Source organism: Halopiger djelfimassiliensis (genome assembly GCF_000455365.1).
In the GTDB taxonomy this organism is placed as follows: Archaea; Halobacteriota; Halobacteria; order Halobacteriales; family Natrialbaceae; genus Halopiger_B; species Halopiger_B djelfimassiliensis.
In genome coordinates this window covers 600,204-615,872 of sequence record NZ_HG315685.1, presented here as the reverse complement: position 1 = coordinate 615,872, position 15,669 = coordinate 600,204, and the positions used below count along the sequence as shown (strand labels likewise).

Genomic DNA, 15,669 nt, shown 5'->3' with positions numbered 1-15,669 from the left:
TGACGACGAGGACGGGTAAGGAGTGTACCAGCGTTGTCTGGTACGACCCGGTAGTACGACCGGGTCACCGACACAACGCGTCAGATCGCGGCCTCGAAGTACGCCGCCAGTAGTTTGTTCTGTGCGACACGGAGATGCTGATGGAAGGTCTGGCGTGCGATCCCGAGTCGGTCGGCGAGCTCGCTAGCGTCGCTGTTTCGAGTCGGCCACTCGAAGTAGCCGCCGTAGTAGGCCGTCTCGAGCGCCGTCCGCTGTTTTGCCGTCAGCGAATCCCCGACAGCGCGACGGAAGTCGCCACGCGTCACGGGCGGTCGCTCGACGGTCCGTTTCGAGGCCAGCCGCGTATCGGGATAGGCGACGGTCACCGCCTCGACGAGTTCGCGAACGTCAGCGACGGGACTGGCCAGGATGCGGATCGTCGAGATCCCGTCGGCGGCCGTCTGGGACCGAATCCGGGCCCCGTAATCCGCGAGCAGTCCCGGTAATGTCGACCCGGTGACGACGACTTCCCAGTGGCTTTCGCGTGCCCCGCTCGTGCTATCTATCGCCCGAACCTCCCGGATCGACGGCTGCTTCGCAGCGAGTTCCCGGAGCCGTTCGGGAGAGACGTCGGTCACGCTGACGTAGTAGACGAACTCCTCGTCGGCCAGCGCCACCACATGCTCCAGCGTCACCTGACACCCGACACGTGCCGACAGATCGATACAGACGGCCCGCCGGTCGGCCGACTCGAACTCGAGTTCGACGACGGTGTCCGTATAGAGGAGCTGTCTGACCTCCATCGCGTTGATCGCGTGGCCGATCGTCCCGCCGAACTCCCGGAGGATTTCACGCTCGCGGTCGGTAAACGCCGTCGGCTCGACGGCGGCGATCACGAGCGCCCCGTACAGTCGATTGCTCGCGACGATCGGAACGACCGCGACCGCGCCGTAGTCGCGCTCGCGGGCGTCGGCTCGCCACGCGTCGACGGCGCTGTCCCGGAGCGTCCGGTAGCACTGGACGGCCCCGGTGTCGAGCGGCGGCCGTGTCTCACTCTCGGCCGGCGGCTCGAGAAACGACGGGAGGACATCGTCGGCACCAGGAGCGTCGGCCCCCGCCCGGACGCGGGCCTGCCACGCCCGTCGATCGGACGTGTCATCGGTGTCGGCGCGACAGATGCCGGCGAAGCGATACGCGTCGGCGGCGGCGAACTCCTCGACGACCGCGGTTTCGATCTGTTCCCGCGTTTCCGCCGCGACCATGGTCTCGTCGATCACCCGAATCACCCCGTTGAGACGCTCGAGGCGCTCGAGTTCCCGCTCTCTATGCTTTCGGTCGCTGACGTCGCGACCGACCCCGGTAAAGCCGCGGACGTGCCCGTCGCCGCCGACGATCCTGGCGCTGTTGAACTCGTAGGGGATCCGGCTTCCGTCCTTCGTGAGGAGGTCGGCTTCGGCGGTCACGTGCTCGTCCGTCTCCAGAATCCGCCCGATCGCGTCGGCGATCCGGTCCCGGTGATCGGGAGCGACGAACTCGAGCGGGTCCATCTCCGCGAGTTCCGTCTCCGTGTACCCGGTTACCTCCGGAACGCGATCGTTCCACTCGAGGTAGTTACCCTCGGCATCGAACGCGTAGACGAGGTCGGGTTGTGCCGCGAAGATACTCTCGGTGAGCGCCTGCTCCTCGCGGAGTTCCCGCTCGCGCTCGCGTTTCTCGGTGCGGTCGTGGAGACACCACGCGTATCCCACCAGTTCCTCCGCGGGGCCGGTTTCGTCGGCGACCGTGTCGTTCCGGACCGGCGCGATCACGTCACGGACCCAGAGCCGGCGTCCGTCGCTTCTGATCCGCCATCCCTCGTCCTCGGCGTGTCCTTCGGCTCTGGCCCGCTCGAGCAGGTGATCCGGTCGCCCGGCCTCGCGCGGTCCTGCCGGAAAGAGGGTCCGATAGTGCATGCCCAGAATTTCGGGGCCGTCGTATCCGGTGAGTCGCTGCATTCCTTCGTTCCACGCCCTGACGCATCCGTCTGGATCGAGCACTGAGACGGCGTGATCGTCGGCGATCGCCACCAGTTCGAGACCGCCGAGTGCGTCCTCGAGCGTCGGTCCGATCTCGGGTGCAGTGTGTGAGTCGGCGGCGGGATCGTTTCGGTTCGATGAATGCTCTGTCATGTGCGTGAAGACGGTATCGAATAGTGGTGGCTAGTAGCACACTACGGTAGAAAAAGCCGCGCCCCTCCCTCGCACCGCCGCACCGACGTGGAACCCCGAGGAAAACCGACGACGTTACTGGCCCCGACTCGTGAACTCCGGTATGACCGAGCTGGCGATCGTCGAGAGCCACGCGGACCGCGCCTCGGAGCACATCTGCGACCGCCTCCGCGAGCACGCCGACTGGGACGAACGGACCGACGACACCCGGCCGGCAGCCGACGGCGGCGGAACCTACTACCGGATCGACGGCGCGGAACTCCGTTCGTTCGACGACCTCCACCTCGAACTCGAGCGCCCCGTCGACGCGTTCGACTGCGACCCCGACCTGCTCGTTTTCGCATCGCGACACTCCGGGGATACCGGACCGCTGCTGACGGGCCATTTCACGGGGAACGTCGGCCCGGCGGAGTTCGGGGGCGACGATCACGCCGTCGCCGAGGCCTGTCCGAACGCGCTCGCCCGACTGCTCGAGGCCTTCGACGAGTACGCGCCCGACGGGTACGACGTCGGCATGGAGTGTACCCATCACGGCCCCACCGACGTCGGCTGTCCGTCGCTGTTCGCCGAACTCGGCAGCGACGCCGAGCAGTGGGACGACCCCGCGGGTGCCGCGGCCGTCGCCCGTGCGATCCTCGAGTTACGCGGCGTCGAACCCCACGGGAGCCGCCAGCTCGTCGGCTTCGGGGGGAACCACTACGCACCGCGGTTCGAGCGGATCGTCCGCGAGACACCCTGGACGGTCGGGCACATCGCGGCCGACTGGGCGCTCGAGACGCTCGATCATCCCGGAACCAACCGAGGGGTTATCGAGGCCACGTTCGAGGCGAGCAACGCCGAGGTCGCGCTTCTCGACGGTGACTGGCCGGTCCTCGCGGAGACGATCGAAGCCGAGGGCTATCGGATCGTCAGCGAGACCTGGCTGCGCGAGGTCGGCGACCGCCCGCTCGAGTTCGTCGACGCCGTCGAGACGGACCTCGGATCCGTCGACGACGGGACCCGCTTTGGCGACCGCCGCGGCGACTCCTTTACCGTCGTCGACCTGCCGGCAGCCCTGATCGACGCCGCGGAAGGGATCGATCCGGACACCGTCCGCGAGATCGTCGAACGCTATAGCGTCGCATTCGCGACGGAAAACGGCGGCAGCCGCGTCGGGGATCGGGCGGCACTTCCGGCGGGCGACTCGAACGACCCGGCGGAGTCGCGGGCAGCGATCGTCGAGGAGTTAGCCGCCGTCCTCGAGTCGAAGTTCGAGACGGTTACGATCGAGGACGACGCCGTCGTCGCGGAAGAGACGGGCTTCGATCCGGCCCTCGCCCGCGAGGCGGGCGTCCCCGAGGGGCCGAAGTTCGGCACGCTCGCCGACGGCGAGCCCGTCACCGTCGACGGCGAAACGGTCAGTCCGGAGAGAGTTCGAACGGAGCGAACGCGTCGATTCCCATTGTGACTGGTCCTGTATCGAACAGTAATGACGAACTATCTCTATCAGGCACCCGGATTCTATGTTATCGTAAATCGATAGGTAACCTGCCCATAACGTGTCAGACAGATGGCTGACGTGTAGGGGAAAGGTAATTATGCTCCATCGTTTAGAAGGGGCCAAGAATGGACTCACTCATCGACGACGCCATCGACGAGGCCGAGGACGGGGAGCCGGCCCCCGAAGACGGCCAGTCGGAGTCGGCGGACGAGTCAACGAGCGGGAGCGGCCGGCAAACCGGGACGATGACCGACGACGAACTGAAAGACGTTCTGCAGGACCTCCAGACGGATATCACGGTCGTCGGCTGCGGCGGTGCCGGTGGCAACACCATCAACCGGATGCACGAGGAAGGAATCCACGGCGCGAAACTCGTCGCAGCCAACACCGACGTGCAACACCTCGTCGAGATCGATGCCGACACCAAGATCCTGATGGGCGAAGAGAAGACCGGCGGCCGCGGTGCCGGCTCCCTGCCGCAAGTGGGCGAGGAAGCCGCCCTCGAGAGCCAGCAGGACATCTACGACGCCATCGACGGCTCCGATATGGTCTTCGTCACGGCCGGCCTCGGCGGCGGCACCGGAACCGGCTCCGCGCCCGTCGTCGCCAAGGCCGCCCGCGAGGCCGGCGCGCTGACGATTTCGATCGTCACGACGCCGTTTACGGCCGAGGGAGAAGTGCGACGGACGAACGCCGAGGCCGGCCTCGAGCGCCTGCGTGACGTCTCCGATACGGTGATCGTCGTCCCCAACGACCGGCTGCTCGACTCGGTGGGGAAACTCCCCGTCCGACAGGCCTTCAAGGTCTCCGACGAGGTCCTGATGCGATCGGTCAAGGGGATTACGGAACTGATCACCAAGCCCGGCCTCGTCAACCTCGACTTCGCCGACGTCCGCACCGTCATGGAACGCGGCGGCGTCGCCATGATCGGACTCGGCGAAGCCGACTCCGAAGCGAAAGCCGAGGACTCGGTCAAGACCGCGCTTCGCTCGCCGCTTCTCGACGTCGACATCTCGGGGGCGAGCTCCGCGCTGGTCAACGTCACCGGCGGCAACGACATGTCCATCGAGGAGGCAGAAGGCGTCGTCGAGGAGATCTACGACCGGATCGACCCCGACGCCCGCATCATCTGGGGGACCTCCATCGACGAAACCCTCGAAGGAAGCATGCGGACGATGATCGTCGTCACGGGCGTCCAGTCGCCCCAGATCTACGGCCGACCCGACGGCGAGTCCGTCCAGCCGGAGATGCAGGGCGACGACATCGACTTCGTCGACTGATCGACCTACCCCTTTGCAGACAGGGGCCGACGGTCGGCGACGGCCCGAACTCCACCGTCGGCAGTCCGACACCCATCGAAAACCCGCGGCCGCTCCCTCTCGACGCCGGGTTCAGTCGTCGGCGGCTGCCGGTTCGGTGTCCCCGCAGGCATCGACATCGTTCTCGATACTCGGCGGATATTTCCCGCGATCGAGTTTCAGATCGGACTGTGGCCGTGCCATACAGGTCAGCGCGTACTGCTCTGCTTCCTCCTCGGTGAGTCCGCGAGCGGCCGGTTGCGTGACCTCCCCGTCGACGATTTCGGCCGAACACGCCAGACACATCCCCACCCGACAGGAGTATTCCTGAGCGATACCCTCCTCGAGACACCGGCTGAGGATCGTTTCCTTGTCCGAACAGGTGATCGTCTCGCCGGTGCCGACGAATTCGACAGTGTACTCCGTCATACTGGTCGCTACGAAAGACCTCACTAAAACTCTTTATTACGCTTTTGTCGTGACTGATGGGACGAAAGTCACGACCATTGGTTTAACATAGTTTAGCTAAAACACACTATAGTGAAGAAATTTATTGTAATCACCATTTTTATCCACCATTGTTAACGACAGTCCTCTGCAGTGACAACGATAACCAGAACGCAAGTAGGAATACTCGTCTGTTCGCTGCTGTTGCTCTTCGGGGGCAGTGCGCTCGCCTTCTGGGGGCAGACAGCGGGCGGCGAAGTCGACGTACAGCGTGTCGAAATCGAGACGCCGGACGGGGGAACGATAGACGGCTACCTCTACGTTCCCGACGGAGCGAGCGAGGACGATCCCGCGCCGGGCGTGCTTGCGATCCACGGCTACATCAACTCGAAAGAGACCCAGTCGAGTTTCGCGATCGAATACGCCCGATCCGGACACGTCGTGCTCGCGATCGACCAGCCGGGACACGGGTACTCCGATCCGCCGGCCCACGCCCACGGCTGGGGCGGCCCGCCGGCGCTCGAGTACCTCGCGGACCACGAACTCGTCGACGAGGACAACATCGGGCTCGAGGGGCACTCGATGGGGGGCTGGGCGGCGGTTTCGGCTGCCGCGGAACATCCGGACAGCTACGAGTCGATCGCGCTCGTCGGCTCGTCGACTGGCACCGCGGGTGCGCCCGAGGGCAACGAGACGTTCCCGCGGAACCTCGGCGTCGTCTTCGCCCAGTACGACGGGTTCCACTGGCTGATGTGGGGGTCCGAGACCGCCCCGGCTACGCCGGAAAGCGAAACGCTCCAGTCGGTGTTCGGCTCCGACGAACCCGTCGAAGAAGGGCGGCTCTACGGCAATGCTGACGACGGGACGGCGCGATACCTCTCGATGCCGGGAACGACTCACCCCGGCGTACACCACTCGCCGTCGGCCGTCGCGGAGACCGTCGACTGGACACACCGGACCCTCGACGGCAACCACGAACCCGAGGGGCAACTCTGGTACTGGAAGGAGATCGGTACGGCACTCGCGTTGGTCGGCGGCTTCCTCTTCCTGTTGCCGGCCAGCGCCGTCGTGGTGCGAACCGACCCGCTCGAGGAGCTGACGCGACCGCTGCCCGCGGCGGTCGCGAACCGCGATCGAGGCTGGTACGTCGCAGCCGCGCTCGCGGCCCTGATCCCGGTCGTGCTCTACTATCCGGCGTTGATCGTCGGCAGCGAATCGATACCGGTGACCGCGGTGACACCCCAAAGCGAGACCAACGGGATCGTCCTCTGGGCGCTCGCGAACGCCGCCGTTATCGCCGGCCTGTTCGGATCGTGGCACCGCAACAGTGGCCGGTCGCTGACCGACGAACGGTACGGTCTCGACGCCGGCACCGGCCTCGCAACGATCGGCCGGTCGTTCGCGGCCGCCGTCGGCGTCGTCGGCGGCCTCTACGGTCTGCTGTGGCTCGTCGATACGCTGTTCATGACCGACTTCCGGGTCTGGGTACTCGGATTGAAACTCATGTCGGCGCTCCACTGGCGCATCTTCCTGACGTATCTACCCGCGTTCCTCGCCTTTTTCGTCGCGCTCGAGGTCCTGCTCCACGGTCGCCTTCGAACGTCGGAGACGACGCGGTCGCTCCCCCGAGCGATAACGACGAACGCCGTCGTACTGACCGGCGGCTTCGTCCTGTTGCTCGCAGTCCAGTACGGGGTCCTGTTCGCGACCGGGTCGCTTGCGGTCCCGTTCACGGCGTTGCAGACGATCATTGCCATCCAGTTCGTCGCACTGTTGCCCGTCATCGCCGTCGTGTCGACGTACTGCTTCCACCACACGGGCCGTATCTGGACCGGCGCGTTCGTCAACGCCCTGTTGGTCACGTGGTTGCTCGTCGCTTCGCAGGCGATCCACTACCCGTTCTAGGGGATTGTGGCCTCCCTGCGGCGACGGATCGACCATAAAACGTTTTCTTACCGGGGTATAGACAGTGTTGGTATGAGTACGCAGGAACAGTCGGCCGCCGCCGCGACGACCGAAACTCGATCGCCGGACGTGGTCGTCGTCGGTGCCGGAACTGCGGGTTGTTACGCCGCAGCGACCGTCGCGCGCGAAGGGTACGACGTCGTCGTTCTCGAGCGAAAGTCCGAGTCGGAGGCCGGACACATCGCCTGCGGGGACGCGCTGAAAGGGGCCGACGCCTTCCCCGAGTCGATTCCCAAGTCACGGATCGAGCCCGCGTTCACGAACACCGGCGTGGACCACGGCCGCTTCGAGATCCCACAGGAGGACACCGTCCTCGAGATCCCGATCCCCGGCGAACTCGCGGTCATCGACCGCTGGGAGTACGGCCGCCGGATCATCGACGGAGCCGAAGACGCCGGTGCGGAGATCCACTACGACACCGTCGTCACGAACGTGTGCCAGGAAGACGGGACGGGGCGGGTGACCGGCGTCGAGGCGATCCACGACGGCGAGTCGCGGACGTACGACGCCGAGTTCGTCGTCGACGCCGCCGGATCGCTGTCGATCCTGCAGGACAACGTCGACTTCGCGGAGTCGACGTTCGACACGAACGTCAACTACACCCACTTCTGTTCGGCCTACCGCGAGATCGTCCGCGTCGACGACCCCGTTGACTGGTCGGACGCGCTGGTGTTCAAGCCGACCGAGCGCGCCGCTGGCTACCTCTGGTACTTCCCGCGGACCGACACGGAGATCAACGCCGGACTCGGCTTCCAGATGACCGAAGAGCCGATGCAACTCGTCGACGACCTCAAACGCGACCTCGAGCGTCGGCCGGAGTTCGACGGGGCCGAGGTCGACGACAAGCTCGGCGCGGCGCTCCCGACGCGGCGACCGTACGACTCCGCCGTCCACCCCGGATACGTGGCCGTCGGCGACGCCGCTGGCCACGTCAACCCGACGACCGGGGGTGGGATCGCCGGAGCCGCGTACGCCGGCAAGTACGCCGCCGAGGCGATCGTCGAGGCCATCGCGGCCGGCGACTACGGCGAGAAGGCCCTCTGGGAGTACAACGAGCGCGTGATGGACCACTTCGGCGCGCGCTACGCCGCGCTCGACGTCTACAACATCCTCTCGACGGCCGTCGACGTCGACGACCTGATGGGGCTGCTGGCCGCGATGCCCGGCGAAAAACTCGCCGAGGCGCTGTACTCCGGCAGCACGAGCATCGGCCCGAAACTCGCCCTCGAGAGCCTCTACAAGAGCTACGGCCACTGGGAGACGATCCTGAACCTCTTCCGGACCAAGCGCCGCGCCGACGAACTGCTCGAGTTGTACGAGGCGTATCCCTCCCATCCCGCCGGGCTCGAGCACTGGCAACGACGCCGCGACGACCTGATGGAGGAAATCTACGAGACGACCGGGGCCGACCCGAAATACTAGCCGTCAGCCGTCGGCTCCCGCGAACCGGAGCCGCTCGATCCGTCTCTCGGTCGGGGGATGCGTGCCGAACAGCGTCCGCGAGACGAACCGCCGGGTTCGATCGAAGAACCGGTGTTTCTCCCACGGCGGCGGGACGATCGAGAACGCCGCCGTAGATCGGTGTTCTCGCAGATCGGCCGACGGGCGGCGCTCGAGTTCGGTATCGAGCGTCTCGAGGGCACCGGCCAGCGCCGCGGGATCCCCGGTGATCGCGACCGCTCCTCGGTCCGCGACGTACTCCCGATAGCGGGCGACGACCGCAACACACCAGCGGACGAGTACGATGATCAGGCCGGACGGGAGAGCCACGGCCGGGTGGGCGGTCGTAGCGCTCGATCAGCGCGTTCGCGTGTGCCGCTGGTATCGACAGTGCCGTCACCACGGCTGCGTCCCGATTGTTGAGGTGGGCGAGTTCGTGAGCGAGGACGGCGTCGAGTTCGCGGTCGTCGACGGTCTCGAGCAGCCCCTTCGAGACGACGACCGTCGAATTCGCGGGTCGATACCCCACCGTCGCGGCCGTCGGCGTCGGCGACGTCCCGAGACGGACCGTCGGCGAGGGGACGTCCGCCTGTCTCGCGAGACGATCGATGCGACGCTGCATGGCTTCGCGCCGCCGCTTGTCGTCGGCGTCCGGCCGTTCGATGATGCGGACAGCCTCCTCGAGTTCACGGAGCGCAGCGGCCTCCTCGGTCCACTCGGTGTAGCAGATCCACGCGAGGTGTGCGAGCGCGACGAGGACGCCGACGGCGGCTGCCGCGACCAACGGATCGACGAGAGCGCGCCACGCGATCGACTCCGCGAGGCCGAATCCGATGAACGTCCCGACGGCTACTCCAACGAGCAAAGCGAGGGGACGCTGCCAGTTGGTGAGAACTTCCGCGGCCAACAGCGTCTTGCCGACCGTTTCGACCGCGTCGGCGACGCCGTCGTGGGCGATGCGATCCGAGATCGTCCGTGCGGGATAGCACCGCCGAAACACCCCTGCGACGACGAGCCAGCAGCCGAACAGCCCGGTGAGCAACAGCGAGATGACGAACAGGACCGCGAGCCACGCCTCGAGTGGTACCAAGAAGAACAACGCCATGCCTGCTACGGTGACGAATTCGAACGCGAAAACGACGAGTTGTCCGAACCCGGCGAGAACGCTGGCGACGGCCATCCGGACCCAGAGGCCGAGCCTGAGCCGCATCGACCGGTTCATCGAGGCTCCACCTCGAACGCGGCGGTTCGTACCGGCGGTCCGTCATCCGATCTGGAACGGTGCACTGTCAGCTATTCGTCCCGTCAGGATTCCCAAGGCTATTTCGGATCGACGGAGCAGCTATCCGTCGCGGGCGATTCGTTCGATCGTCCCGGCGAGCACGTCGACGCCGTGTCCGAGGCTTGCCTCGTCGACGTCGAACGTCGCGGTGTGGTGGCCGCCCGGATGATCGGTTCCGACACAGACGTAACACGCCGTCCCGCCGTTTTGCTGGACCTCGTGCATCAGATACGTCGCGTCCTCGCTGCCGCCGAGTTCGTCGCGCTCGAGGACCCGTTCGACTCCCGGGACCGATTCCGCGACGTCGGCAACCGTCGAGACGAGTGCGGCGTCGCTCGTCGCGCTCGGGGCCTCCGCTCCGGTTTCGATCTCGAGGTCGCACTCGTGCATGTCGGCGGCGGACTCGAGGACGCGCTCGGCTTTCGCGACCATGTACTCCATCAGGGCGGTCGTCTCGCCCCGGACTTCGGCGACGATGCGGGCCTGTTCCGGAACGACGTTCGCGGCGCTGCCGCCCTCGACGACGCCCGCGTTGACCCGCGTCTTGCCGTCGTTGTGCCGGGGAATGCTATACAGGTTCTGGACCGCCGTCGCCATCGCCTGCACGGCGTTGCGGCCCTGCTCGGGATGGCCGCCGGCGTGGGCCGGCTCGCCCGTAAACGTGGCCTCGAGATGGGACACCGCGAGGAAGCCGTCGATCCCGGCGACGATCTCGCCGGTGGGGTGATCCAGCCCGATATGGACCGCAAGCAGGTACTCGACGTCCGCGAGGTGGTCGCTCTTTGCCATCGACTTACCGCCGCCGACGACCTCCTCGGCGGGCTGGAAGAACACCTTCAACGTCCCCTCGAAATCGCTGTCGGCGACCGCCTCGAGGACGCCGATTCCGATCGTCGCGTGGGCGTCGTGACCACAGCCGTGCATCGCGCCCTCGTGTTCCGAGCGAAACCCCTCCGCCGCGGGGACGTGATCGGGATCGTCCGCCTCCTCACGGGGCAGGCCGTCGATGTCGACCCGCAAGCCGACCGTCGGGCCGTCGCCCCGCTCGAGGACGGCGACGGCACCGGTGTATCCGCCCTCGAGTTGCTCGAGGATACCCTCGTCCACGTCGGTCTCACGGGCCTGTTCGTACCAGCGTGTCAACTCCGTTTCGTCGGGGACCGCCATACGGTGCTCGCTCGCGATCGCGTCCGGACCGACGTGGAGTTCGTCGAGGGTATCGCCGAGGCGGGACTCGAGTTCCTCGACGATCCGGGCGGTCGTGTAGAACTCGCGCCAGGCGGGTTCGGGTTTGCGGTGCAAATCGCGACGAAGCGAAACGAGATCTCGCGTACTCATACGTCGACCTTGTCGGGAGTCGTAAAAAGTGCCCCACCTCGAGACAGGGCGGCTCGCCGACGGGGTACCTGTCTTTTACAGGGGATCTCCGTCTCTACTCGCCGCGAGCGACGGCCACCGCGAGGTCCTCGAGTGCGGCGTCGATATTCGCTAGCAGTTCGTCCCTCCCCGCTACGCCGTGCCGACGGGCCAGATACCGCGGATCGTTGTAGGTGACGAAGACGTTCCCGTCTGCCTCCCAGACGAGCAGTTTCTGGGGCAGATCGATCGCGATGGATCGATTCGCCTGCATGAGCGGCGTGCCGGCCTCGGGGTTCCCGAAGAGAAACAGCGTCGTCGGCGGTAGATCCATCCCGACCGTCGCGGCGTTTGCGGCGTGATCGACGGTCGTCACGAGCAGCAGGCCGCGTTCCTCGAGGGCCGGTTCGACGCGGGCGACGGTCGTCTCGAAGTCCGCGTCGCTTTCGACGGTTATCAGTCCGGCCCCGTCGCGTCGGTCGTCCGTCCGTTCGCCGTCAGTGGCCGCGACCGCCGGCGATCCGGCGGTTCCGAGGACGGCCCCTGCACCGAGTACTTGGACGATTCGTCGCCGCGCCATTCGGGTTCGATCTGGATCACGTGCCATCGAGTCGAGGCCACGACGATCCAGCGCGTAGTTATCCGGTCCTTTTGTCGGCCAACGAACCGTTATTTCGCTGAAACGATAGGAAGAACGTCCCCGCTCCAAAGCGGCCGTCCTCAGTTCCCGCGGCCAGCGCCGTGGATCTGTTCGACCTCGGCCTCGACGTGAACGGAGTCGGGGAAGTCCCGCGCGGCGATCCTGCGGGCGAGGTCGTCGTGGCCGTGAATCTCGAGTTCGCGGGTGAAAACCGTATACTCCCACGAGCTAAACCGGCGGTCGTCGTCGCCGTGAAGCCGGCGGTGCTGGGGAACCGAGAGTTTTTCGGGGGGATGGGAGTGGGGGCCTTTCAGCGCAGCGCCTTTGCGCTCCGCGGTGGATTTGATGTCTTCGACGATACCGTCGAGCGCGGCTCTGTCGCCGCTCTGGAGGGTGAGCCGGGTCACGAAGGTCATAGTTGTGTCGTGCGAACGTGAACGGTCGGTGCGTAAAAACTTGCTGAGATCCGTCCCCCGCAGTGAACGTATTTCTCCGCGTCGCGAACGATTTCGTGTAAATCGGTACGGGAAACAGTATACGCTGGACGAACAGTCCGATATTCTCTTAACGTCGCACCTGTTATCACAGTTAATGGCAGTCGAAGCTACGAGCGCAGGCGCGATCCTCTTCCGCGATACGCGGGGCCGGCGCGAGTATCTTCTACTCAAGAGCCGCCCGGGCGACTGGGAGTTTCCCAAGGGCGGTGTCGAAGGAGATGAAGAGCTACAACAGACGGCGATCCGCGAAGTAAAGGAAGAGGCAGGTATCGAGGAGTTCCGGCTCATCGACGGGTTTCGCGAGGACTACGACTACGTCTTCGAGGCGAACGGCAAGACCATCCACAAGACCGTTCACCTCTTTATCGCGAGATCCTTCGAAGCGAGCGCGGAGCTCTCAAACGAACATCGCGACCTGCAGTGGCGCGACTACGAACAGGCGGTAAACACCGTCACACAGGACGGTCCACGAGAGATTCTCGAGGACGCTCACGAGTTTCTCGACGAACGCGAGGACGAAGAGTAGTCACCGCCGCGAGCGCGGCGGGTGTCGCCTGCGTTAGCGTCGCTCGACGACGACCGTATCCGCAACCAGGTCACCGACCCGCTGAGTGTCATCGGTGATGACCATCAATGCGATACCCAGCAGGTAGGCAAACGGGAAGTTGTCGATGATCCGCAGCAGGTTCCGCAGGATCGACGCTCCGATCGTACAGTTGGAGCCGTCGGACTTGACGACGACCAGCCCCATCATGTACTTGCCGGGCGTGTAGCCGTAGATCCCCTCGAGCAAGAGCAGATAGACGAGCGAGATCACCAAAGCGACCAGCATCATCAGTAGTGCGAACGACTCCCCCAGCATAAATCCGATTCCGAACGGGACGGCAGTCAGTAGCGACAGGAGAATGCTGTCGATCAGAAACGCCAGCATTCGTTGACCGATGACGTTACCGTTCGTCCCCATCCGTGGTTCAGGATGCTTTTCCATACAATCAATCGGCTTTACTCAGGATAGATAAATTAACTGGTATTCGAATATATAGTGGACCGCTCCCCGAACGTTTTTGCGGTGTGGTTCCCCTTTCGCGGACGACGCGATGTTTGCAGACGTACTGTCGTACCCGAACCGGGGAGCGTGGCTCGAGCGAACGGTCCTCGGAAGCCTCCTCGTTGTCGGATCCGTGCTGGTCGTTCCGGCCGTGTTCCTCGCCGGCTACCTCCTTCGGGTCCTCGAGACGACGCTGGACGGGGACGACACGCCACCGCCGTTCGAGGGATGGCGGGAGCTCGCCGCCGCTGGTGCCGGGGGAACTGCGATCACCCTCGCGTACCTTCTCGCACCGCTGGTCGGCGGCGCGATTGTGACCCTCGTGCTCGTCCCCATCGGCTACTACGGTCTCGTCGGACTGGCGACCGTTATCGACGGGCGGGTTGCGATCTGGGGAGTCAGCCTCGTTGCCGCGCTCGTCGCCGGCCTGCTCGCGCTCGGCTTCGCCGCCGTGACCCTTGCGGTGTACACCGTTCTGCCTGCCGCACTGACGGTGTACGCTCGAACGGGAGCGCTCCGGTCCGCGTTCGACCGGACCGCGCTCGAGCCGATCGTGCTGTGCCGCGAGTACGTCCTCGCGGTGACGGTGTTGCAGCTCGTTCCGCTCGCCGTCCCGATCGTGGCCCTTTGCTGTCTCGTAACGGTCGTCGGCGTCGTCGCCCTTCCGGCGATCCCGTTTTACGCGGCGCTGGTCAGCTGTCGAGTCCTCGGTGTCGCCACCAGTGCGGCGATCGACCGACCGATCGAGTAGCGTTTTTCCGCGCCGGCCGCCAAGACAACGCGTGACCGGTTACACCGCCGAGTTCGGCTTCGAGTTGCGCGCCTGCCGCTGGGCCGAGCAGGAGTGGCCGCCCGCGCCGACGAGCGTCGCTCCGGACGATAACGGCGACCCCACGATCGTCGTCGCCCGACAACTCGGAACCGAACGCCGGCGATGGGACACGATCGTCCTCGAGTGCGATCCCGCTGCGCTCCGCGAGCGAGCACGGTTCGGTCCACAACGCCTCGACAGCGACCTCCTCCACGTCGTCCGAAACGCACCCGGGGAATGGACTTACTACCGTGATGCCCTCCCTCACCCCGGCTATCCGTGGCGGTACGTCCGCGAGGCCGTTCACCGGGCCGACGACCGTGGCATCCTCGAGACCCGCAAGTCGGGGAACCGCATCCAGATCCGCCGGAAATGGACCTATCCCGACTGGCTCCAGCGCGTCGTCGCGATCGAGAACAAACCCGACCTCGACCGGTCTGCGGCCCGCCGACTCCGCCCGCAACTCGAATTCGACGTTGCGATAGGGCTTGCCGACGAGGTCTGGGTCGCGACCCGTCGAACCGGCGACCGGGTCGAGCCGATCCTCTTCGAGGACCTGCCGATCGAGGCGGGCGTGCTGGCGTTCGATCCCGAGAGCCTGACGGCCGACGTGGTCTGGAACCCCCGAACGCTTGCGGTCGCAGAACCGGGGACGCGCATCCTCGAGCGGCCGAGCGGCGGCGACCGGGACGGCTCCGCGGCCCGATTCGAGTACGTCGATCCCGAGTGGAAACGCGAGCGTCGGCTCGTGATCGCCGAACGGGCCTACGAGCGGGGCTGGCGTTCGTTCGTCGACACGATGCGCCCCGACTGCCGGTACTTCCACCTCCGCGACCGGGACGGACAGCTACTTCCTTACTGCGGGGTCAAGGAGTGCCAGCCGACCGCTGCGGAGTGTTCCGGCTCCTGTCAGTTCTACGAGCCGGAACCCCCAGCGTGGCGCACGAAGGGGTGGCCGATCGAGGGCGGCCCCGGAACGCGGTTCAAAACGCTGCTCGCCGAGCGACGGCGGCGACGACGACCGGGGCTGGAGTGACTACGAGGGACCCGCTTACCGTCGATCGGAGGCCGACGATTCGATATCCTCGAGGAACGTTCCCGGAGGACATTGCCGATGGCGTAGCGCCGAGGCTGATCGTCGCGGACGACGCGAAAAGAAACAGTCCGACTCCCAGAACCATCGCGGATAGATAACGCCGCATCGGGTTGTCGACTTAAT

Annotated in this window: 13 protein-coding genes and 1 pseudogene; 7 read left to right on the top strand and 7 right to left on the bottom strand. The window is 65.8% G+C overall.

Annotated elements, in window-relative coordinates; all coding sequences use genetic code 11:
• Window positions 1-80: 80 nt before the first annotated feature.
• The gene (locus TX80_RS08920; RefSeq protein WP_049922753.1) at window positions 81-2,147 is read right to left on the bottom strand and encodes a bacterio-opsin activator domain-containing protein; all 2,067 of its coding nucleotides are present in this window, start codon (window positions 2,145-2,147) and stop codon (window positions 81-83) included.
• A gap of 142 nt (window positions 2,148-2,289) precedes the next feature.
• Here TX80_RS08920 and TX80_RS08915 point away from each other — a divergent pair, with 142 nt between their 5' ends.
• A complete protein-coding gene (locus TX80_RS08915) occupies window positions 2,290-3,633 on the top strand; it encodes a D-aminoacyl-tRNA deacylase (protein WP_049922752.1) in 1,344 nt (447 codons plus the stop codon).
• A 158-nt stretch (window positions 3,634-3,791) separates the two neighbouring features.
• A complete protein-coding gene (gene ftsZ, locus TX80_RS08910; protein WP_049922751.1) occupies window positions 3,792-4,946 on the top strand; it encodes a cell division protein FtsZ in 1,155 nt (384 codons plus the stop codon).
• 111 nt (window positions 4,947-5,057) lie between these two features.
• Here the strand turns inward: ftsZ and TX80_RS08905 are convergent, their stop codons facing one another.
• Window positions 5,058-5,393: a 2Fe-2S iron-sulfur cluster-binding protein gene (locus TX80_RS08905; RefSeq protein WP_049922750.1), complete on the bottom strand. Its 336-nt coding sequence runs from the start codon at window positions 5,391-5,393 to the stop codon at window positions 5,058-5,060.
• Window positions 5,394-5,573: 180 nt separating this feature from the next.
• On the opposite strand from TX80_RS08905, the gene TX80_RS08900 reads away from it, so the two are divergent.
• Window positions 5,574-7,316, top strand: coding sequence for an alpha/beta hydrolase family protein (locus TX80_RS08900; protein WP_049923206.1), 1,743 nt, complete (start codon window positions 5,574-5,576; stop codon window positions 7,314-7,316).
• A 72-nt stretch (window positions 7,317-7,388) separates the two neighbouring features.
• Entirely contained in the window at window positions 7,389-8,798 is a 1,410-nt protein-coding gene (locus tag TX80_RS08895) for a geranylgeranyl reductase family protein (protein ID WP_049922749.1), read from the top strand.
• Between the two features lie 3 nt (window positions 8,799-8,801).
• Here TX80_RS08895 and TX80_RS08890 read toward each other — a convergent pair.
• The 4 genes and pseudogenes from TX80_RS08890 to TX80_RS08875 all read right to left on the bottom strand — a co-directional run bounded on the left by TX80_RS08890 (window position 8,802) and on the right by TX80_RS08875 (window position 12,510).
• Window positions 8,802-10,038 (bottom strand): annotated as a pseudogene (locus TX80_RS08890) (M48 family metallopeptidase).
• Window positions 10,039-10,158: 120 nt separating this feature from the next.
• A complete protein-coding gene (locus TX80_RS08885) occupies window positions 10,159-11,436 on the bottom strand; it encodes an amidohydrolase (RefSeq protein WP_049922748.1) in 1,278 nt (425 codons plus the stop codon).
• A 94-nt stretch (window positions 11,437-11,530) separates the two neighbouring features.
• Window positions 11,531-12,061: a DUF302 domain-containing protein gene (locus tag TX80_RS08880; RefSeq protein ID WP_049922747.1), complete on the bottom strand. Its 531-nt coding sequence runs from the start codon at window positions 12,059-12,061 to the stop codon at window positions 11,531-11,533.
• A gap of 113 nt (window positions 12,062-12,174) precedes the next feature.
• Window positions 12,175-12,510 carry an uS10/mL48 family ribosomal protein gene (locus TX80_RS08875; protein ID WP_049922746.1) on the bottom strand — a complete coding sequence of 112 codons (336 nt, stop codon included), beginning with the start codon at window positions 12,508-12,510 and terminating at the stop codon, window positions 12,175-12,177.
• 175 nt (window positions 12,511-12,685) lie between these two features.
• Here TX80_RS08875 and TX80_RS08870 point away from each other — a divergent pair, with 175 nt between their 5' ends.
• On the top strand, window positions 12,686-13,117 hold the full coding sequence (locus tag TX80_RS08870; RefSeq protein ID WP_049922745.1) for a bis(5'-nucleosyl)-tetraphosphatase: 432 nt from the start codon (window positions 12,686-12,688) through the stop codon (window positions 13,115-13,117).
• A gap of 33 nt (window positions 13,118-13,150) precedes the next feature.
• Here TX80_RS08870 and TX80_RS08865 read toward each other — a convergent pair whose 3' ends face one another.
• Entirely contained in the window at window positions 13,151-13,579 is a 429-nt protein-coding gene (locus tag TX80_RS08865) for an RDD family protein (RefSeq protein ID WP_049922744.1), read from the bottom strand.
• A gap of 109 nt (window positions 13,580-13,688) precedes the next feature.
• Here TX80_RS08865 and TX80_RS08860 point away from each other — a divergent pair, with 109 nt between their 5' ends.
• Entirely contained in the window at window positions 13,689-14,390 is a 702-nt protein-coding gene (locus TX80_RS08860; RefSeq protein WP_049922743.1) for a DUF4013 domain-containing protein, read from the top strand.
• Window positions 14,391-14,421: 31 nt separating this feature from the next.
• Window positions 14,422-15,486 carry a DUF5787 family protein gene (locus TX80_RS08855; protein ID WP_049922742.1) on the top strand — a complete coding sequence of 355 codons (1,065 nt, stop codon included), beginning with the start codon at window positions 14,422-14,424 and terminating at the stop codon, window positions 15,484-15,486.
• The last annotated feature ends 183 nt before the right edge of the window (window positions 15,487-15,669 follow it).

What these genes read in the sequence shown, in the direction of transcription:
- TX80_RS08920 (WP_049922753.1), bottom strand. Translation starts at nt 2,147, where the DNA reads ATGACAGAGCATTCATCGAACCGAAACGATCCCGCCGCCGACTCACAC.
- TX80_RS08915 (WP_049922752.1), top strand. Translation starts at nt 2,290, where the DNA reads ATGACCGAGCTGGCGATCGTCGAGAGCCACGCGGACCGCGCCTCGGAG.
- ftsZ (WP_049922751.1), top strand. Translation starts at nt 3,792, where the DNA reads ATGGACTCACTCATCGACGACGCCATCGACGAGGCCGAGGACGGGGAG.
- TX80_RS08905 (WP_049922750.1), bottom strand. Translation starts at nt 5,393, where the DNA reads ATGACGGAGTACACTGTCGAATTCGTCGGCACCGGCGAGACGATCACC.
- TX80_RS08895 (WP_049922749.1), top strand. Translation starts at nt 7,389, where the DNA reads ATGAGTACGCAGGAACAGTCGGCCGCCGCCGCGACGACCGAAACTCGA.
- TX80_RS08885 (WP_049922748.1), bottom strand. Translation starts at nt 11,436, where the DNA reads ATGAGTACGCGAGATCTCGTTTCGCTTCGTCGCGATTTGCACCGCAAA.
- TX80_RS08880 (WP_049922747.1), bottom strand. Translation starts at nt 12,061, where the DNA reads ATGGCACGTGATCCAGATCGAACCCGAATGGCGCGGCGACGAATCGTC.
- TX80_RS08875 (WP_049922746.1), bottom strand. Translation starts at nt 12,510, where the DNA reads ATGACCTTCGTGACCCGGCTCACCCTCCAGAGCGGCGACAGAGCCGCG.
- TX80_RS08870 (WP_049922745.1), top strand. Translation starts at nt 12,686, where the DNA reads ATGGCAGTCGAAGCTACGAGCGCAGGCGCGATCCTCTTCCGCGATACG.
- TX80_RS08865 (WP_049922744.1), bottom strand. Translation starts at nt 13,579, where the DNA reads ATGGAAAAGCATCCTGAACCACGGATGGGGACGAACGGTAACGTCATC.
- TX80_RS08860 (WP_049922743.1), top strand. Translation starts at nt 13,689, where the DNA reads ATGTTTGCAGACGTACTGTCGTACCCGAACCGGGGAGCGTGGCTCGAG.